The following is an 18031-nucleotide window of genomic DNA, read 5'->3' on the forward strand; positions in this document are numbered from 1 at the left end:
AATGGCATGAACTGGTTAACCAACTACGTCAAACCGAAACTGCGCGACCTTGTACGCCCAAAGGAAATCCCTGATAACCTGTGGCACAAATGTACAAAATGCGGCCAGATGATTTTCCACCGTGATCTGGATAAAAATCATCACGTGTGTCAGCACTGTGGTCACCATATGCGCCTTTCTGTGACCGCGCGTCTGGAAATGATGTTTGACAACGGGGAATATACCCGCGCAGAACTGCCAGCAGTTCCCTCTGATCCTTTGAAATTTTCTGATCGTCGCAAATATAAAGACCGCATCAAGGAATCGAATGCCAAAACCAAGGAAACAGATGCGTTGGTTGTTGGTCACGGTAAGATGGGCGGCCAAAATGTCGTGATCGCAGCCTTTAACTTTGCTTATATGGGCGGGTCTATGGGTACCGCTGTGGGTGAAGGTTTGGTTGCGGCTTCCAAGCTCGCGATTGTGCAGGATGCAGCCTTGATCGTTGTGCCTGCTTCGGGTGGCGCGCGTATGCAGGAAGGGATTTTGTCCCTGATGCAAATGGCGCGTACAACAATCGGTGTGGAACGTGTGAAAGAAGCAGGTCTTCCTTACATTGTTGTGCTGACTGACCCAACAACAGGCGGGGTATCAGCCTCTTTCGCCATGTTGGGTGATGTTGCGATTGCGGAAAGCGGTGCGGTTATCGGTTTTGCCGGGCGTCGCGTGATTGAACAAACCATCCGTGAACAATTGCCGGATGATTTCCAGACAGCAGAATATCTGTATGAACATGGTATGGTCGATATGGTTGTGCGCCGTAACGAATTGCGCCCGACCTTGATCCGTGTTCTCAGTCTCCTGCGCAACACAAAGCCAGCGGGTGATCTGCTGGAATTGCCACAGGATGACCCGATTGAGACGGAAGAAGTGGATAACATCAACGACATCCCCCCACCGCCGGACATCCGTCGCCCGGATGGTGTCCCTGTTGAGGAAAATGAAGAAGTCTCTTCATCGTCTTCCAAGGATGAGGAGAAGCCCGCTGAATAGTCAACAGCTCCTTGCACATGTGGAGACACTCCACAGCAAAGACATTGATTTGGGTCTTGAACGGTTTCAGGACCTGCTGTTGCGACTTGGGCATCCACAAGACGACCTTCCCCCTGTCATTCACGTGGCAGGGACGAATGGTAAAGGTTCGACCATCGCGTTTTTACGCGCGATGTTCGAAACCGTGGGCTATCGCGTCCACGCTTTTACCTCCCCCCATATGATCACCCCACATGACGGGATCATTGTGGATGGAGAAGAAATTTCTGAAAAAGAATTCACTGATCTTCTGGAAGAAGTCATCCGTGTAAATGATGGTGCCTCCTTGACGGTGTTTGAAGCCATCACCGCTGTGGCGTTTTTGGCTTTTGCCCGAACGAAAGGTCACATTGTCTTGCTGGAAACAGGCCTTGGCGGATTGGGCGATACCACCAATGTGGTGGAAGAACCTGCCCTTACGGTCATCACCCCGATTTCCATGGACCATACGGAATTTCTAGGTGAAACACTGGGCGAGATTGCGACCCAGAAAGCGGGTATTTTAAAAGAGAACGTACCTTGCGTGATGGCCGCGCAGGATCAAGAGGCCTATCAGGCCGTGCGCGCCCGTGTCAAAGAACTGAATATTCCGTTTTATCGCGAAGGGCGCGACTGGTTTGTGAAACGGACCGGACGCCAGATGGTGTTTGAAGGCTGGGATGGCGATTACGCCTGGCCGTTGCCAAACCTTGCAGGCGAACATCAAATCCATAACGCCGGGCTGGCCTTGGCCTGCCTGGAAGCCTTGAAGGATCGTTTCCAGTTGCCTTCTGAAGCGGTGCGAAGTGCCTTGCAGACCGTGGACTGGCGGGGACGTCTGGAACAGGTTGATCCTAAAAAACTGTTGCCGAAAAATTGGGAACTGTGGCTGGATGGCGGGCATAATGTGGCTGCGGCCCAAGTGCTTCGCAAACAGATCAAAAAATGGAATGATCAGCCGATCTATCTGGTCTTTGGCATGTTGAAGCGCAAAGACAGCAAGGCCTTTTTGGCAGAAGTTGCAGGCATTGCCGATCATGTCTATACGGTTGAAATCCCCGATCAAAAGAGCAAGAAACCATCGAAGCTCGCAGGTCAGGTGCAGGATGCAGGCGGTCTTGCCACAGCGTGCGAAGATTTGGCCCTGGCTTTTGAACTGATCAAGGCGGAACGCAAAGATAAAAATGCCCGCGTTCTGGTTTGTGGCTCGCTCTATCTCTTAAGTGCCTTCTATGACTTACACGAAAACGCTTGATCTGATTTTCCAGAGCTATCTGCGGGCCAAGCCCTATATTGCCGGAAAGTTTGACCGTGATGTGCGTGATCCAGCCATCTTGCTGGAGGTGGCACGAAAGTTTGATCTCCTGCCTGATCCAGCCTCCACCATTAAAGTGACGGGCAGTAAGGGCAAGGGCACGGTTGCGAGATTGTGTGCGCAAAGTCTGTCAGATCATGGCAAGACGGGTCTTGTGATTTCCCCGGAAGAAATCAGCCATCTGGACCGCATGCGCATCAATGGTGTGTCTATTTCTGAAAAACAGTTCATCGTCTGTTTTGAAAAGATTTGGGCGGCCGTGATGGTTCCTGAACCACCTGCCTATCTATCACCTTATGGCTTGTTTCTTCTGAGCGCGCTTCAGTGGTTCAAGGATGAAGGTGTGGATTATTGCGTTCTGGAAACCGGGCGCGGTGTTAAATATGACGAAGGCGGGCAAGTCCCGACCCAGGTTGGGGTGGTGACCTCTGTCTTTCTGGAACATGCAACATACTTGGGGCCATCTCTTGAAGAAATCCGTGCTGATAAATTATCGATCTGTGAGACATGTGATCAGGTGATCGTGGCGGAGGGAACTATCCCGGCAGGTGACGTTGTGCCGGGCTGGTATGCGCATTCTCAAAATCTGGCGCAACAGGCCGTGGAAGCTTTGTTGCAGAAAACCGTTGTTCTGCCCGATGCCATTTGTGGATCATTCGGCCAGCAGCAGAACAGTTTCTATGAAGGGATGATTGCTGCGGAAAGTGCGGATATGTCGTTCCTGAAAAAGCTTGTTGATCGCCATGAAGGCTCGGTCTGTTTTTATGTCTCCCTGCCGGATGACAAGGACGTCAAAGGCGTGTGCGATCTGCTTGACCAACTGGACGCGGATGTTCGCCATATCGTCTTGAGGGGAGAACGGGGCTTTTTGTCATATGAAGAAGCCAAGTCCAGGGATGTGGTCTATAGCGGCGGCTATGATGATGTGGCGGGCTTGCGCGCAGGCCTGAAGTTTGGGGACCATGCTGTTCGCTATTTCATCGGCACGCAAACATATTTGCGACTGATCAAACAGGCGTATTTCTCATGAGGGGTTTGGAAAGATTACTTAGCTTCCCACGCTTTGGGGAACAAGGTGTGAATGAACGGATGGCGGTCCTGTGTGACGGATTACAGCAGGTCCCGGCCATCAAAATCGTTGGCTCCAACGGCAAAGGCACCACGGCCCATATGATGGCGGAAATGGCGTTGCGACTTGGCAAATCTGTCGGGCTTTATACCTCACCCCATTTGCTGCGGGTTAACGAACGCATACAAGTGAATGGGCGGGAAATTTCGGACGATCAACTAGATGTGGTTCTCAACTGGGCCTGTGACCGGGCAGGGGGGGTAAAAGGTATAGGTCGGTTTGAGCTTTTGACACTGGCCGCTATGAAGCATTTCGCCGACTGTAATCTTGATCTGGCCGTGATGGAAATCGGTCTTGGAGGGCGCTTTGATCCGGTGCGTGCAGCAGATGGAAAGATATCGGTTCTGACCTCCATTGATCTGGAACATACCGCCATTTTAGGGGACAGCATCGAAGCCATTGCGAAAGAAAAAGCAGCAGTTTGCAAGACTGGGGATTGTCTGATCAGCGCGGTTGGCGGGCTGGAAGATTGTATGCCAAAGGGGGTGTGTTACCTGGATATTTCAAATCCACCTTTGTCTCCGTTACAAAGCAATGCCCGACTGGCCGCACATGCCTTGAAGATGCATTTTGATCTGGATGATCTGCCGGAAACCTTTGGCGTGCGTGTACCGGGGCGTTTACAGAAACTTTCCAGCAATCCACCGATCTATGTAGATGTGGCCCATAGTGCCAAAGCGGTGGAAACCGTGCTGGATCATTTTAAAGGTAAAGATATCAGTCTGATCTGTGCGGCTAGAAATGACAAAGATTTGGGTGCATTCGATCAATCTTTCCATCATGTCATCGCCTTGCAGGTGGAAGATGATATGCACCCGGCCAATGAGATGCTAAAGGCCTTTCAGGCGTCGCGAAAAGACGAAGCTGTTGATATCGCAGAAGCTTTGGAACTGGCCAAAGATCATCGATCTGAAGACGGTGTCATTTTGTGTCTGGGTGGCTTTGGTCTGGTGGGTCGCATGATGGCGCATCTGCGCGGTGTTCACTATGATGTGATTCGCCTGTGAGCAGGAAAACTGCCATTCTTTGGGCATGAAAAAGATTACATTTATTCTGCTTGTCAGCCTGCTGCTGTTGCCTCTTTCTGCAAAAGCCAACCAACGTTTGGCCGTGGTTGAACTTTTTACGTCGCAAGGCTGTTCTTCCTGTCCGCCTGCCGATGCGTTTTTAGGCGAACTCTCCATGCGTAATGACGTGCTGGCACTGGCGTTCCATGTGGATTACTGGGATTATATCGGTTGGAAAGATATCCACGCGAGCCCGGAATATACCCAGCGGCAACGCAATTATGCTTCTGCTTTTAATCTGCGTTATGTCTATACGCCGCAGATGGTGGTGGCAGGTGATTACGAAACATCAGGCAATTCCCGTCGCAATGTGGTGCGTGCGATAGAAAAGGAATTGTCAAAGGCTTCTGATCTGGATATCCGTGCCGCAGACGGAGTAATCGCTGTGTCCGGCCCGGCCCAGAACCAGAATATTCATGTCTACCGTGTTAGCTTCATCAAGGAAGAAAAGACTAAGGTCAGACGCGGGGAAAATCGTGGCAAAACCCTGACCGATTATAATATCGTTTCTGATCTGGTGCATGTGGGTAACTGGCGCGGTGGTGATCAGACCTTTACCTATGATGTTGCTGATCTTGATCCCAACCATGGCCACGCAATTTTCTTACAGCGTGCCAATGATCTTAAAATTCTGACGGCCATCCGTCTGACAAACTAAGTCTTGAAATTCGATTTTGTCTTCCCACATAGGGCACATGGGATGAGGGCAATAGAGGTCGTGTCTAGAGCGAGAAAAAGGACCGCCTGACGTTATCAGGCGGTCCTTTTTTTATTGTTCTCCGGCGAAGGTTAAACCAATCCTTTTTCCATCGCACTTGTCATACGTTTGGCAAAAGCCGTCATATCCGGGATGTTTTCCCCTTCAATAATGCGAGCCTGATCCAGCAGCAGGTGTGCGGCATCGTCAATGGTCTGGTTCGTGCCGTCCGCAGACAGATCAACCAGCTTTTTAACCAAAGAATGCGTTGGGTTCAGCTCCAGGATCGGGGCTTCGTCCGGCACGGCCTGACCGTGTTGTTTCAGCATGCGTTGCAGGTTGCGATCCATCGCGCTTTCGCTGGCAACGATACAAACGGCACTGTCAGTCAGGCGGTCCGTAGATCGTACTTCCTGTACGCTGTCACCCAGCACAGCTTTGAAGGCAGCGCAAAGACGATCAATCCCGTCTTTATCAGCGGCATCTTCTTTGTCAGCTTCATCTTCTGCGTCACCTTCTTTCTTGATTTTGGAAAGATCGGCACCGCCCTTGGTGATGGACTGGAATTTCTTTTCTTCAAACTGGCCGACGCCCGGGATCCAGAATTCATCGATCGGATCGGTCATGAACAGCACTTCCACACCCTTGGCTTTAAAGCCTTCCAGCTGTGGGGAACGTTTCAGGGCTTCAAGATCATCGCCGGAGATATAGAAAATTTCTTCCTGACCTTCTTTCATGCGCTCGACATATTCCGCCAGGCTTACCCAGCCGTCAATATTGGTGGACTTAAAGCGGGCAAGGGCGAGGTTTTCTTTTTGATGGGCGAAGTCTTCGTAGATGCCTTCTTTCATGACTGCGCCGAAGTTTTCCCAGAACGAAGCATAGCCTTCTGCGTCTTTCTCTGCCTTCTTCTTCAGCTCACCCAGGACTTTCTTGGTCAGGCCGGCTTTGATTTTTGCCAGAACCGGATTGTGCTGCAACATTTCACGAGATACGTTCAAAGGCAGATCACCACTATCGACCACACCGCGCACGAAACGCAGGTATTGTGGGATCACTTCATCACAATCGTCCGTAATAAAGACTCGGTTCACATAAAGTTTCAGGTGATTTTTACGCTCTGGCGTAAACAGGTCCATGGGGCGTGAACCTGGGATGAACAGAAGGTTGGTATATTCAATCACCCCTTCAACCCGGTTGTGCATGGTCAGCCATGGGTCATCAAAGGCATGGGCGACATGGTGATAGAACTCTTTATACTGTTCTTCAGAAATGTCCTTGGCCTGACGTGTCCAGATGGCAGAGGCACTGTTTAATGTTTCTTCTTCTTCACCGCCCAGCAGGACAATTGGAATATTGATGTGATCAGAATAGGTCGTCACGATGTTGCGCAGGCGCGCATCTTCGAGGAATTCTTCCTGATCATCACGCATATATAATGTGATGGATGTACCGTGGCCGTCGCGCGTCGCATCATTGATGGTATATTCACCTTCGCCGTTGCTTTCCCAGGCCCAGGCTTTGTCTTCGCCAGCTTTGCGCGAAGTCACGGTGACTTTTTCAGCAACCATGAAGGAAGAATAGAAACCCACACCAAACTGGCCGATCAGGTTGACATCTCCTTTGTCGGATTCTTCAGCAGCTTTTAAGAAAGCTTCGGTGCCGGACTTGGCGATGGTACCCAGATTGTTGATCAGGTCATCGTGGTTCATGCCGATGCCGTTATCGGCAATGGTCAGTGTCTTGGTTTCTTTATTCAGATCAAGGGTGATGCGGAAATCCGAATCGCCTTCTGTCAGGCTGGAATCTGTTTGTGATTCATAGCGTAACTTGTCGCAGGCGTCTGATGCGTTAGAGATCAATTCACGCAGGAAGATCTCTTTATTGCTGTAAAGCGAGTGGGTTACGATATGCAGAAGCTTGCTTACTTCTGCCTGAAACGAAAGTTTTTCCTCAGTCATAATTTCTTCCATATGCCTTTAAGTAGAATAATGGTGTGGATGGATATGTTCAAAAAATGGGCAGGATGCAAGCCTTTAATGCAAAGATTCTGTAAAAAAACATCTCTTATGTTGCCATTCGGTAATTTAGCGGGTATGAGAGGGGGAATTTCGTCATTTGTGGCGCCTCAATTGGGCTGCCGCGCATCATATTAAAGACTATTAGGGCTCGAGTTAAAATGCAGTCTCCTTTGCAAATCGTTTTTCGCGATGTAGATCATTCCGACGCTGTTGAAGCGCGTATCCGCGAAAAAGTAGAAATGTTGGAAAAACATTCAGATAAAATCGTTAGCTGCCGCGTAACAGTTAGCGCACCACATAAAAGCAAAACAAAAGGCAAGCTGTTTGACATCCGCCTTGACGTTTCTCTGCCTGGCGAAGAAATCATCGTGGACAAAACACACAATGACGACCACGCGCACGAAGACGTTTACGTCACCATCCGTGATGCCTTTGATGCGGCACGTCGCCAGATCAAAGAATGGGTTCAACGCAATCGCGGTGAAGTCAAAAGCCACAGCGATGCTGCGGTTGGCTAAGCTTTAAAGCTTACAGAATTTAAAAAGCCCGTCTCTGAAAAAGAGGCGGGCTTTTTTGTTGTTTGATTCAGCCAATTGTTGAATTACAGTTTTCAGTGGTGTTCAGATTACTGGGGAACGGGTTCATGAAATTGACATGGTTTTTGACAGCGGGAACAATCTTCACGATTGGATGGGCTGCTTTGAACGTTGCTGAGGCAAGTGAGGCAGGCCGCAAAATTGGAACGACCTATAGGGTTGTCGATACGGGGCAGACCAAATGTTATGATGCGGGTGATGGTTGGGGTACACCGAATATGGATTGCCCGGCTTCTGGTGATTTCTTCGGACAGGATGCCCAATACACCATCAATGCGCCCCATTATAAAGACAATGGTGATGGCACTGTATCTGATCTGGTCAGCGGTTTGATGTGGCAAAAGAGATTTTATCGAAATACCCATTGGAACACTGCAGAAGACATCGCGCGAAACGCAACGGAAGGGGGGCATAAGGACTGGCGCGTGCCTACGATCAAGGAGCTTTATTCCCTGATTAATCATGGTGGAGCGACAGGAAGGATGGATCCCAACTCCAGAGAGAAGCCATCAGATGCCGTTCCCTATCTCAATACCGAATATTTTGATTTTGAATATCCGCCAGAGGCACCATCCGGGACTTATTCCAGTCATATTCGCTATATCGATTCCCAATATATCACCTCGACCATTTATGAAGGTTTCACCATGGGGCGGAACAAGACCTTCTTTGGGGTGAATTTTGCCGATGGTCGGATCAAGGGCTATCCGGTTTTTGGTCAGAAAGGCGGTGATGGTTTTTATCTGCGCCTTGTGCGGGGCAATCCTGAATATGGCAAAAATAAATTTGCGACAACCAGCGAAAACGCTGTAATGGACGCGGCAACAGGGTTGACCTGGATGAAGGCGGACACAGGCCATTTTGTGGACAAGCTGCAACAGACAAAATCCAAAGACGGCCGGGTTGACTGGGGGGAGGCTTTGAGTTTTTGTGAAGGGTTGGAGTTGGATGGATTTTCAGACTGGCGCTTGCCCAGCTCGAAAGAGCTTCAGAGCTTGGTTGATTATACCCGCTCACCGCAACGAACCAGTTCGGCAGCACTTGATCCTATCTTTGCGGTGACAGAGTTCAAGGATGTCAGAGGAAAGACGAATTTCCCAGCCTATTGGTCCTCAACATCGCTTTTGGATGGTAAAAATCCCGGAGATGAAGGGATTATTGTTTTCTTTGGTGAAGCGCTTGGGGCTTTCTCGCTGCCTTCTGGTCCAGGTGGCGGCGATATGATGAAACGGCGTCCACCGCCACCACCTGGTGGGCATATGAGAGGGCCTGGCAGTCACCCTCATGAACGCCCCCAAGGCGGAAGTGAGCGTGGCAGCAAAGCTTCTATTATTGATGTTCATGGGGCGGGGGCGCAACGCTCTGACCCTAAGAGCGGTGACATAGGCGATTATCCGGTCTGGGGGCATGGGCCGCAAGGTGATGTCAGACGGGTTTATAATTACGCGCGCTGTGTTCGGGGTTGAAAATGGAAGGGTTCCTTCACAACTGCGTGAGCGATATTTCTTTACAATAACTTACTAATTTAGTAGGAACCCTTGCGAAATCATGATTTTGAGTGTGTTCTGAGCTGAGGGTTTAACTCCATTTGTTAATTGACACAAAATATTTGTAATTGACAAATAAATAACACACATTATTGTGCATATAAATTTTGGGGCACCGGATTCTGGTGTCGCCCTTTACTTGTGTTAACTGACTAAGCAATACGCGCAAATTTAAGAGAGAAAAAATGGCATTTTTCCAGGAAGACGTCTTAGAAGTAAAACATTGGAATGACTCCCTGTTCAGCTTCAAGACAACCCGTTCAGACGCTCTGCGTTTCCACAATGGTCACTTCGTCATGATCGGTTTGGAAGTCGAAGGCAAGCCTTTGATGCGCGCTTACAGTATTGCCAGTGCCAACTATGAAGAACACCTTGAATTCTTCAGCATCAAAGTGCCGGACGGGCCACTGACGTCTCGTCTGCAGCACCTGAAGCAAGGTGACAAGCTGCTGGTCAGCAAAAAGCCTGTGGGCACATTGGTTCTTGATGACCTGACCCCTGCGAAAAACCTGTTCCTTCTGGCGACAGGGACGGGTCTTGCACCATTCCTCAGCATCATTCGTGATTTTGAAACTTATGAGCGTTTCGACAAGGTTATCCTGTGCCACGGTGTGCGTTATGTGAACGAGCTGGCCTATCAGGATTACATCATGAACGAACTGCCGAATCACGAATATCTCGGCGAGATGATTTCCGAGAAACTGGTTTATTACCCAACGGTAACGCGTGAGCCTTATCGTAACCAGGGCCGGATCACGCATTTGATTGAAAACGGTAAACTGGCGGAAGACCTGGGCATGCCGCAGCTGAACCCGGAAACAGACCGCGCCATGATTTGTGGCTCACAGGTGATGAACGAAGATACCTGTAAAATCCTCGACAGCCTTGGCTTCCAGGCTTCTGAAAGCACAGGTCATGCAGCGGATTATGTGATCGAACGCGCGTTCGTTGAACGCTAAGTCACAATAGAAAACGCGAAGCGGCCCTGAATAATCCCCCCCATGATCAACTGTTCATGGTCGCTTTTTAAGAACACCCCGTCCAGATAGCGCTTGGCGGGGTGTTTTTCTTTTTGCCTTTTGGACAGAAAAGCGTATAAGGGAAATCAAACTTTACAGCTACTGGAATGTCTTTAGATGGCTTCTAAACTGAAACAACTGATGAAAGCAGGGCGCGCTGATATCTCAGCGATGTTGCTCATTGCATTTCTGTTTCAGATTTTAACGCCGATTGTCGTTCTGGCAGGTGAGAAATCCCTTGATGGCAGCTTTGAAAACGCGCTGCGTACCAGCATTTGCCGCGTTGATGTTGCTGCAGCTGATGAACAAAGCCCCGCACAACCTGCTCATACCGACGGGTTTGTCTGTGACTGGTGTGTGCTTTGTTCCGCTGATATCAAAACAGATAGTGCACTTCTTCCCGAAGTTGTTACAAGCCACCCTTTAAGCGGACTCCCCCAGTCCATAGAAGGAGTGGATAACGGACAGTTTGCCCTTGATATACAGGCCCGTCCGTCTGCACCACGCGCCCCGCCATACGTATAAGGTTTCCCCCTCAAGGGTGAGAGGACCTTATATAATTGCCACCTCTTTAAGGCACTTTCATCGTTGGGAAAAGTGCGAGAAAAGAGAAGTGCTTTTCTGTGTGCACTCCTTTTTTCTCGCGCTAAATCTTCGGGAGCAATCCCAAGAAAAAAAGCACACCGTCCTTGGACCGTGTGCTTTTTCTGTTTGTGAAAGACAGCCTCTTAGAAACGGTAGTTCAGGCCCGCAGATAGGACATCCACGTCCATGTTACCGACGATGTATCTTTCGTATTCCGCGCGGGCGTTTAGGCCGCCGAGGATCGTCAGTTCAGCACCGGCACCAAAAAGGGCGTCAAAGCCAGAGCTTTCAGCATCCGCACTGCTGGTGGCCGAGCTGTATTTCGCATCTGCGCTCCAGCGATGCAGTCCGCCTTTGATGAAGGGACGAACAGCACCGATCTTTGTGCCTAATAGGCCGGAGACCCCAAAACTTTGTGCGCCAATGGCAATGTCAGCACTTTGATTAAAGGCATAGTTGGTCCCATCCAGCGAGAAGGTTGAGCCATTATTCCCGGAAAGGGTTGCTTCGCCCAAATTGGCGTAATGGAGTTCTGTGCCCAAGTATTGGTTAAGCTGAAGACCGCCATAAAGTTTGAAAGCGCTATCATCTTCATCCAGCGTGGATGTGCCTTCTGAGATGCCGGTATTTAAGGTACTTTGGCCAAATGACGCACCAAGATAGAATAATTCAGCACCGGGTTTGGTTTTATAACCATCTGCGAGGCTGACTGACGAGGCGGTGACAAAGACCGTCGCCAGCAGGAGTAATTTTTTCATTACCGATCCTTAAGTTTTTATAAGCACATTTATACTGATGGTTACATCTATAAGGAGTAATCATCAAATAAACGTTAACGTGATCGTGTCTGCACGTATCTGGTGTTTTTTGATTTCTTGCGCTTTTTCAAAAAGTCGGTCATTGTCTGGCCCACTATGCAAATTGATACGTCGCAACGAGCCCGCATTTCTGCCGTGCTCGGTCCCACAAATACCGGAAAAACCTATCTCGCGCTGGAACGGATGATGGCGCATGCAACGGGTATGATCGGCTTTCCGTTACGTCTTCTTGCACGTGAAAACTATGATCGGGTCTGTGAGATCAAGGGACCGGAACAGGTCGCCCTGATCACAGGCGAAGAAAAGATTGTGCCGCCGCATGCACGTTATTTCCTCTGTACCGTGGAATCGATGCCGCTGGAACGGGACGTGGAATTTATCGCTATTGATGAAATCCAGCTTTGCAGTGACCCAGATCGCGGTCATATTTTTACCGATCGATTGCTCAATGCGCGCGGGCGATCTGAAACCATGTTTATGGGATCGCGCACCATCGCGCCGTTGATCCGCCAGTTGGTGGATGAGGTGGAATTTGAAGAACGCCCGCGGTTTTCAAATCTGACCTATACGGGCTCCAAGAAAATCACCCGTTTGCCCAACAGGTCTGCCATCGTTGCTTTTTCCGCATCCGAAGTTTATGCCATTGCCGAACTGATCCGCCGTCAAAAGGGCGGGGCGGCTGTGGTACTGGGCGCACTGAGCCCACGCACGCGCAATTCCCAGGTGGAACTTTATCAGGCGGGTGAGGTGGATTATATTGTGGCCACAGACGCCATCGGTATGGGGCTGAATATGGATGTGGACCATGTCGCCTTTGCCGCCCTTTCCAAATTTGATGGCCGTCAGATGCGTGGGTTGACTTTGCCGGAAACTGCACAGATTGCGGGCCGGGCCGGGCGCTATATGCGTGATGGGACCTTTGGGGTAACAGGCGATTGCCCCGAAATGGACCCGGAGATTATTGAGCGTCTGGAAGCCCATGAATTTGATGTGGTGGAACAGATTTACTGGCGTAATTCCCGCATCCGTTTTACCTCTGTCGAAACGTTGCAGATGGACCTGCGCGCGGCGCCCAAGTCCAAAAACCTGATCCGCCCGCGCATCCCCGAAGATGAGATCACGCTGGATTTTCTGGTCAAGAACCCGGACGTTCTGGCCTATGCGAGCCACCCCAAGCGGGTGAAGCTGTTGTGGGATGTGTGCCAGATCCCGGATTTTGCCAAGACCATGTCGGACAGCCATCCACGCTTGCTTGGTCAGATTTATATGCATCTTTGCACCCATAAAAACATCCTGCCGACCGATTGGGTGGCAGGCCATGTGCAGCGCCTGGATCGCACGGACGGGGATATTGATACGCTTACACAACGCCTGTCGAACATTCGCACCTGGACCTATATTTCGCAGCGCGGCCAATGGCTGCATGACCCGGCCCACTGGCAGGGCATTACGCGGGAGATTGAAGACAAGCTTTCCGATGCGCTTCATGAACAGCTGACCAAACGGTTTGTGGATCGCCGGACATCGACCCTGATGAAAAAGCTGAAGGACCGCGAAGATCTGCTGGCCGCCGTGACCAAGTTAGGGGATGTGCTGGTGGAAGGCCATTTTGTCGGACGGTTGGAAGGTTTTCATTTTGCAGCTGATGAAACTGATAATCCCCATGCCAAGCGCGCGGTGAATTCCGCTGCGCTTAAAGCGCTGCGCCAGGAAATGGATCGCCGCGTTGCCTTGTTTGAAGAAGAAAAACAAGATGCTTTTTCACTGCGTGATGATGGCTTTATCCTATGGCGTGGTCATGCTTGTGCGCGTTTGTTCAAAGGCAGCGATATTCTCCATCCCCGCCTTGAAACGCTGACCTTTGATCTGATTGATGAGCCTTTACGCATACGGGTGAAGGCGAAGCTGCGGGACTGGCTGGATCAGACCATTCAGGGAACGCTTGCCCCGCTCTTTAAGCTGGAAAAGGCGAATGTGGGGGGCGCGGCACGTGGGATTGCCTTTCAGGTCCGTGAAAATCTCGGGTCTCTGGCGCGTAAAGAGGTCGCCGGATTGATTGAGGATTTACCGCTCAAAGACCGCAAAGCCCTGCGCAAGGCCGGATTGATCTTCGGACGTCACAGTCTTTATTGCCCGAAATTGCTGAAAGCTGCTGCCGTGCGCTTGCGCGCTGATCTATGGACCCTATATTACCAGCCGGAAATCATTCCCGCCTATCCGGGCGAAGGCATGATGTCTTTTGCGTATGAAAAAGGTATGCCGCATGGTTTCTATGAAGCCATCGGGTATCGCCGTTTTGATAACCTCTGTCTGCGCCACGACATGATTGAACGGGTGGCCGAACTGGCGTGGGAACGCACGAAAAAATCCAAAGTCGTTATTGATGGGGATTTTGTTTCGCTCGCCGGATGTTCCCATGCTGCCATGGCTGAAATTCTGAAACGGCTTGGCTATTTTGTTGAAAAACAAGGCGATGACCTTAAAGTCGGGCGCAAGAAGTCCCATATGAAAAAGAAGGCTGTGTCGAAAAAGAAGAAACCAAGGGTACGCGTTTCTCCCGACTCGCCTTTTGCTGAACTGAAGAACTGGAATAAATGAGCGAGACACTGAGAATTGATAAATGGCTGTGGCACGCGCGCTTTTTCAAAAGCCGCACACTGGCAGCCAAATTTGTCCAATCCGGCAAGGTCCGGGTGAATGGATCACATATTTCTAAAGCCCACGTGGTCCTGAAACCCGAAGACGTGCTGACTTTTCCTTCCGGCCCCTACATCCGTCTGATCCGCGTGGTTAAAATGGGGGAACGTCGTGGGCCCGCACCAGAAGCACGGACCCTTTACGAAGACCTCGATCCGCCTCAACCCAAGCCGAAAAAGCCCAAAGACCCGGTCGTTGCTGAACGCGACCCCGGATCAGGCCGTCCAACCAAGCGGGAACGGCGCAAGATGGATCAATGGTTGGAAGAGGTGGAATAGGTTATTTCTTCTCGTCGTCCTGAGATTTTTCTTCATCCTGGCGGGCGCGTTTTTTGCGCATGTAGAGGGCACCAACGATAATCAGGACCCAGACGCTGATGCCGAACATGCCGAGGCGGGCATCCGGGTCTTTTTCGATGACGAACATGGAAAAAGCGATGCCAAGCAGGAAAATTATGATGGCGAAGACCGCCATATCTGCTTTGAATTCGGGTCGTTTATTCATGGTCCTAGGATATACCGTTAAACCTTCCTGAAAACCAAGGAAAAATTGTTGGCGGGCATATCAACAATTTGTGACAGTTTCAGCCCGTTCTTATCGGCCTCGGCTTCCACCTCTTCCATATGGCGCACGCCGAAACGTTCATCTTTGGATTTGAGCCAGCCTTCAAAGGATTCGTTGGACGGTGCGGTATGTTTGCCAAAGCGACGATAGGGGCCATAAAGGTAGAGACAGCCCCCTTCTTTCAGAAAAGTGCCTGCTTTCTCTATCAAGCCAATTGTGGCTTCCCACGGGCTGATATGGACCATATTGATGCAGAGAATGGCATCAAGCTGTGGCAGGTCCCAGTTATCTTGCGTCGTATCCAGCATTTGCGGGGGCTGGATGTTGGTGAGGCCTTGATGGGCCGTCCATGCAGTGATGCTGTTGAGGCAGTCTTTTTCAAGGTCGCTGGGATGAAAGGTGACATCGGGAAAGGCGCTGGCAAAATGGACAACATGTTCGCCGCTGCCGCTTGCTATCTCCAGACACTGGCCCTTTGTTGGAAAAAAATCTTTCAGCACATCTAAAATAACATCGCGATTTCGTTCAGTTGCCGGATAAAAAAGCCGTTGATCCATTGTTTAAAATCCTTCTTTTTCAATAAGATAGTTATGTGCCGTCAAAATCGCAATCTTTAGATTACCTCTAAGGTGCAATAGCAGGTGAAAAAAAAGATTACCCACAATATTCATATGGTTGCTGTCCCTTTGAGATCGTGCTATCTGAAACTCAACGCATGGAAATTTTAAAGAAATCCATGTGGTGGAAATTTTTAAAACGATTCGCCTTTTTGTGCTAACCGATTCGGTTGTTTCAACAATCAGGCAATCAAAAAACGGAGATTCTGATGACCTACGTTGTCGTGGAAAACTGTATTAAATGTAAATACACTGACTGTGTCGAGGTCTGCCCGGTCGATTGTTTCTATGAAGGTGAAAACTTTCTGGTCATCCACCCGGACGAATGTATCGACTGTGGTGTATGTGAGCCGGAATGTCCTGCAGAAGCGATCCTGCCTGATACCGAAGACGGTATTGACAAGTGGCTGGAAATTAACCAGAAATTTGCTGAAATCTGGCCGAACATCACGTCGCAGAAGTCTCCGATGGACGGTGCGGACGATCAAAACGGTAAAGCTGGTAAGGAAGCCGAGCTCAGCGAAAAGCCTGGCGAAGGCGATTAATTTTTTTGCTGCATTGCGGCAATGAATTCAGACAGATAGACCTGCTTCTTACCCCAAAGAAGCGGGTGTCTGTCATGTTTTTGTAACTTAGGCCTGTTTTTTCGCCCAATCTTGTGCTATATACTTGACGCAACAGCCGGTTCCATGCAGGGCCGGTTTTTGACCGTCCAGGGTTTTACAGACCTGTCAAACCTCGATATTCTCTGGTGCGGCCAACTAAACAACACATAGACGTTTAAAGTCATTCTTCGGACCTTCTGCTGCGATTGCAGAGGGGTTTTTTGTCGCCGATTTTTTGACTTTGAATGCTATTAATGATGAGTGAGAGAAAAAATATGGCTCAAACCTTACCGTTCGATTCAGGCGATTTCGTTGTTTATCCTACTCACGGCGTTGGCCGCGTTGTTGGCGTGGAAACACAGGAAATCGGTGGTCACGAGTTGCAATTGTTTGTGATTACATTCGAACATGAACGCATGACACTGCGCGTTCCCGTTGGTAAAATCAAAGCGGCTGGCCTGCGTAAGCTTAGCACTGGTAAAGTCATGGAAAGCGCCATGACCACCCTTAAAGGGAAAGCTAAGGTAAAACGCACCATGTGGAGCCGCCGCGCTCAGGAATACGAAGCAAAGATCAATTCCGGTGACCCGGTTCAGATTGCAGAAGTTGTGCGCGATCTGTACCGCAACGTTGGTCAGCCTGATCAATCTTTCTCAGAACGCCAAATCTATGAAGCTGCCCTTGAACGTCTGGCTCATGAAGTAGCTGCGGTCGAAAATATCGACAAAGATGCTGCGACTGAGAAGCTGGAAGATGTGCTTCAGAAAGAAAAAGCTGCGTAAGCTTTTCTTGCATAACGTCTTTTTAAAAGGCAGGATGGATTTAGCGATCCTTCTGCCTTTTATTTTGTGACCGCCTATAAGGAAGTGTGCAAGTATGTCGAAAGACACAAAATTTGCTGAAATTGTTGGAAAACGACGCATCTGGGCTGTCGCCAGCGTGCATGGAGAGCTTGAAAAGCTGAAAGACCTGCACGGGCAATTGGCGAATCACTTTCTTCCCGGTGATGCCCTGATCTATATGGGCAATGTCATGGGGCGCGGCCCTAATGTGGGTGGCTGCCTGAATGAAATCCTGAATTTCCGCCGCCTCGTCATTCTGCAGGAAGGTGCAGAGGTCGAAGATGTGGTTTTCCTGCGCGGCTGTCAGGAAGAGATGCTTTACAAGCTGCGTCACATCCCGTTTGCAAAAGAACCGGAAGAGGTTCTGGCCTGGATGCAGGGACAAGGCGTGGAAAGCACCCTGCGTGCTTATGGAACGTCCTGTGAAGAAGGTATTCGCGCCGCACACGAAGGCATGAGCGCGGTTTCAAACTGGATGAATACCCTGAAAGCGGAAATGCACAAGTTCGATGGTCACGAACAATATATGGACGCCCTGAAACGTGCCGCTTACACAGATGATAAAAAGCTTCTGTTCGTGAATGCAAATGTGGTGCCCGATATGCCGCTTGATGCACAAAGCGATGCGTTCTGGTGGGGCACACAGGAATTCCGCGAGCTCGACCACCCCTACAGCGGGTTTGAACGCACTATCCGTGGCTATGATCACCGCCAGGAAGGCTATCACATGGCCAAACACCAGCTTTGTATCGATGCCGGCTGCGGCTTTGGTGGCAATCTGGTGGCTGTTTGCTTTGAAAACAGCGGTGCGTTGATTGAACGCATCGAGGTTTGATTGCAGTTAGCAGTCAGTTTCTATTCT

General features: G+C 50.0%; 18 protein-coding genes. 14 read left to right on the forward strand and 4 right to left on the reverse strand.

Translation table 11 applies throughout. The features are described from left to right. Window positions 1-6: 6 nt before the first annotated feature. The 5 genes from accD to RYZ26_RS10135 are packed head-to-tail and all read left to right on the forward strand — an operon-like array spanning window position 7 to window position 5219. Complete coding sequence (gene accD / locus RYZ26_RS10115; RefSeq protein WP_317683083.1) at window positions 7-1032, forward strand: acetyl-CoA carboxylase, carboxyltransferase subunit beta; 1026 nt, start codon at window positions 7-9, stop codon at window positions 1030-1032. Between the two features lie 19 nt (window positions 1033-1051). Continuing rightward, window positions 1052-2305 carry a bifunctional folylpolyglutamate synthase/dihydrofolate synthase gene (locus RYZ26_RS10120; protein WP_317683084.1) on the forward strand — a complete coding sequence of 418 codons (1254 nt, stop codon included), beginning with the start codon at window positions 1052-1054 and terminating at the stop codon, window positions 2303-2305. After that, window positions 2283-3395 (forward strand): Mur ligase family protein, encoded by a 1113-nt coding sequence (locus RYZ26_RS10125; RefSeq protein ID WP_317683085.1) that lies wholly within the window; start codon window positions 2283-2285, stop codon window positions 3393-3395. Before RYZ26_RS10120 ends, RYZ26_RS10125 begins: the two co-directional genes overlap by 23 nt. Window positions 3396-3400: 5 nt before the next feature. Next, a complete protein-coding gene (locus RYZ26_RS10130) occupies window positions 3401-4501 on the forward strand; it encodes a bifunctional folylpolyglutamate synthase/dihydrofolate synthase (RefSeq protein ID WP_317683086.1) in 1101 nt (366 codons plus the stop codon). Window positions 4502-4526: 25 nt separating this feature from the next. Continuing rightward, complete coding sequence (locus RYZ26_RS10135) at window positions 4527-5219, forward strand: DUF1223 domain-containing protein (protein ID WP_317683087.1); 693 nt, start codon at window positions 4527-4529, stop codon at window positions 5217-5219. Between the two features lie 131 nt (window positions 5220-5350). Here RYZ26_RS10135 and htpG read toward each other — a convergent pair whose 3' ends face one another. After that, on the reverse strand, window positions 5351-7219 hold the full coding sequence (htpG, locus tag RYZ26_RS10140; protein WP_317683088.1) for a molecular chaperone HtpG: 1869 nt from the start codon (window positions 7217-7219) through the stop codon (window positions 5351-5353). A 218-nt stretch (window positions 7220-7437) separates the two neighbouring features. Between htpG and RYZ26_RS10145 the strand changes: the two genes are divergently transcribed. The 4 genes from RYZ26_RS10145 (at window position 7438) to RYZ26_RS10160 (ending at window position 10966) form a co-directional block, all read left to right on the forward strand. After that, the gene (locus RYZ26_RS10145; protein ID WP_317683089.1) at window positions 7438-7797 is read left to right on the forward strand and encodes an HPF/RaiA family ribosome-associated protein; all 360 of its coding nucleotides are present in this window, start codon (window positions 7438-7440) and stop codon (window positions 7795-7797) included. 125 nt (window positions 7798-7922) lie between these two features. Beyond that, on the forward strand, window positions 7923-9341 hold the full coding sequence (locus RYZ26_RS10150; protein WP_317683090.1) for an Lcl C-terminal domain-containing protein: 1419 nt from the start codon (window positions 7923-7925) through the stop codon (window positions 9339-9341). A gap of 266 nt (window positions 9342-9607) precedes the next feature. Next, window positions 9608-10381: a ferredoxin--NADP reductase gene (locus tag RYZ26_RS10155; protein WP_317683091.1), complete on the forward strand. Its 774-nt coding sequence runs from the start codon at window positions 9608-9610 to the stop codon at window positions 10379-10381. Window positions 10382-10558: 177 nt separating this feature from the next. Then, window positions 10559-10966 (forward strand): DUF2946 family protein, encoded by a 408-nt coding sequence (locus RYZ26_RS10160; RefSeq protein ID WP_317683092.1) that lies wholly within the window; start codon window positions 10559-10561, stop codon window positions 10964-10966. A 203-nt stretch (window positions 10967-11169) separates the two neighbouring features. On the opposite strand, the gene RYZ26_RS10165 is transcribed toward RYZ26_RS10160, so the two are convergent. Then, window positions 11170-11784 (reverse strand): outer membrane beta-barrel protein, encoded by a 615-nt coding sequence (locus RYZ26_RS10165; RefSeq protein WP_317683093.1) that lies wholly within the window; start codon window positions 11782-11784, stop codon window positions 11170-11172. Window positions 11785-11940: 156 nt separating this feature from the next. Between RYZ26_RS10165 and RYZ26_RS10170 the strand changes: the two genes are divergently transcribed. Beyond that, window positions 11941-14442, forward strand: a complete 2502-nt coding sequence (locus RYZ26_RS10170; RefSeq protein WP_317683094.1) for a helicase-related protein — start codon at window positions 11941-11943, stop codon at window positions 14440-14442. Further along, window positions 14439-14819 carry an RNA-binding S4 domain-containing protein gene (locus RYZ26_RS10175; protein ID WP_317683095.1) on the forward strand — a complete coding sequence of 127 codons (381 nt, stop codon included), beginning with the start codon at window positions 14439-14441 and terminating at the stop codon, window positions 14817-14819. Before RYZ26_RS10170 ends, RYZ26_RS10175 begins: the two co-directional genes overlap by 4 nt. A gap of 1 nt (window position 14820) precedes the next feature. Here RYZ26_RS10175 and RYZ26_RS10180 read toward each other — a convergent pair whose 3' ends face one another. Both RYZ26_RS10180 and RYZ26_RS10185 read right to left on the reverse strand, forming a co-directional pair. After that, window positions 14821-15045, reverse strand: coding sequence for a hypothetical protein (locus RYZ26_RS10180; RefSeq protein ID WP_317683096.1), 225 nt, complete (start codon window positions 15043-15045; stop codon window positions 14821-14823). 17 nt (window positions 15046-15062) lie between these two features. Next, window positions 15063-15662 (reverse strand): DUF938 domain-containing protein, encoded by a 600-nt coding sequence (locus RYZ26_RS10185; RefSeq protein WP_317683097.1) that lies wholly within the window; start codon window positions 15660-15662, stop codon window positions 15063-15065. A 269-nt stretch (window positions 15663-15931) separates the two neighbouring features. On the opposite strand from RYZ26_RS10185, the gene fdxA reads away from it, so the two are divergent. The 3 genes from fdxA (at window position 15932) to RYZ26_RS10200 (ending at window position 18004) form a co-directional block, all read left to right on the forward strand. After that, a complete protein-coding gene (gene fdxA, locus RYZ26_RS10190; protein WP_317683098.1) occupies window positions 15932-16267 on the forward strand; it encodes a ferredoxin FdxA in 336 nt (111 codons plus the stop codon). Between the two features lie 335 nt (window positions 16268-16602). After that, complete coding sequence (locus RYZ26_RS10195) at window positions 16603-17109, forward strand: CarD family transcriptional regulator (protein WP_317683099.1); 507 nt, start codon at window positions 16603-16605, stop codon at window positions 17107-17109. Between the two features lie 94 nt (window positions 17110-17203). Then, window positions 17204-18004, forward strand: coding sequence for a hypothetical protein (locus tag RYZ26_RS10200; RefSeq protein ID WP_317683100.1), 801 nt, complete (start codon window positions 17204-17206; stop codon window positions 18002-18004). Window positions 18005-18031 lie beyond the last annotated feature (27 nt).

Origin of the sequence: Terasakiella sediminum (genome assembly GCF_033100395.1) — a bacterium.
Lineage (GTDB): Bacteria > Pseudomonadota > Alphaproteobacteria > Rhodospirillales > Terasakiellaceae > Terasakiella.

What these genes read in the sequence shown, in the direction of transcription:
- accD (WP_317683083.1), top strand. Translation starts at nt 7, where the DNA reads ATGAACTGGTTAACCAACTACGTCAAACCGAAACTGCGCGACCTTGTA.
- RYZ26_RS10155 (WP_317683091.1), top strand. Translation starts at nt 9,608, where the DNA reads ATGGCATTTTTCCAGGAAGACGTCTTAGAAGTAAAACATTGGAATGAC.
- RYZ26_RS10170 (WP_317683094.1), top strand. Translation starts at nt 11,941, where the DNA reads ATGCAAATTGATACGTCGCAACGAGCCCGCATTTCTGCCGTGCTCGGT.
- RYZ26_RS10175 (WP_317683095.1), top strand. Translation starts at nt 14,439, where the DNA reads ATGAGCGAGACACTGAGAATTGATAAATGGCTGTGGCACGCGCGCTTT.
- RYZ26_RS10185 (WP_317683097.1), bottom strand. Translation starts at nt 15,662, where the DNA reads ATGGATCAACGGCTTTTTTATCCGGCAACTGAACGAAATCGCGATGTT.
- htpG (WP_317683088.1), bottom strand. Translation starts at nt 7,219, where the DNA reads ATGACTGAGGAAAAACTTTCGTTTCAGGCAGAAGTAAGCAAGCTTCTG.
- RYZ26_RS10150 (WP_317683090.1), top strand. Translation starts at nt 7,923, where the DNA reads ATGAAATTGACATGGTTTTTGACAGCGGGAACAATCTTCACGATTGGA.
- RYZ26_RS10145 (WP_317683089.1), top strand. Translation starts at nt 7,438, where the DNA reads ATGCAGTCTCCTTTGCAAATCGTTTTTCGCGATGTAGATCATTCCGAC.
- fdxA (WP_317683098.1), top strand. Translation starts at nt 15,932, where the DNA reads ATGACCTACGTTGTCGTGGAAAACTGTATTAAATGTAAATACACTGAC.
- RYZ26_RS10180 (WP_317683096.1), bottom strand. Translation starts at nt 15,045, where the DNA reads ATGAATAAACGACCCGAATTCAAAGCAGATATGGCGGTCTTCGCCATC.
- RYZ26_RS10165 (WP_317683093.1), bottom strand. Translation starts at nt 11,784, where the DNA reads ATGAAAAAATTACTCCTGCTGGCGACGGTCTTTGTCACCGCCTCGTCA.
- RYZ26_RS10160 (WP_317683092.1), top strand. Translation starts at nt 10,559, where the DNA reads ATGGCTTCTAAACTGAAACAACTGATGAAAGCAGGGCGCGCTGATATC.
- RYZ26_RS10125 (WP_317683085.1), top strand. Translation starts at nt 2,283, where the DNA reads ATGACTTACACGAAAACGCTTGATCTGATTTTCCAGAGCTATCTGCGG.
- RYZ26_RS10200 (WP_317683100.1), top strand. Translation starts at nt 17,204, where the DNA reads ATGTCGAAAGACACAAAATTTGCTGAAATTGTTGGAAAACGACGCATC.
- RYZ26_RS10135 (WP_317683087.1), top strand. Translation starts at nt 4,527, where the DNA reads ATGAAAAAGATTACATTTATTCTGCTTGTCAGCCTGCTGCTGTTGCCT.
- RYZ26_RS10195 (WP_317683099.1), top strand. Translation starts at nt 16,603, where the DNA reads ATGGCTCAAACCTTACCGTTCGATTCAGGCGATTTCGTTGTTTATCCT.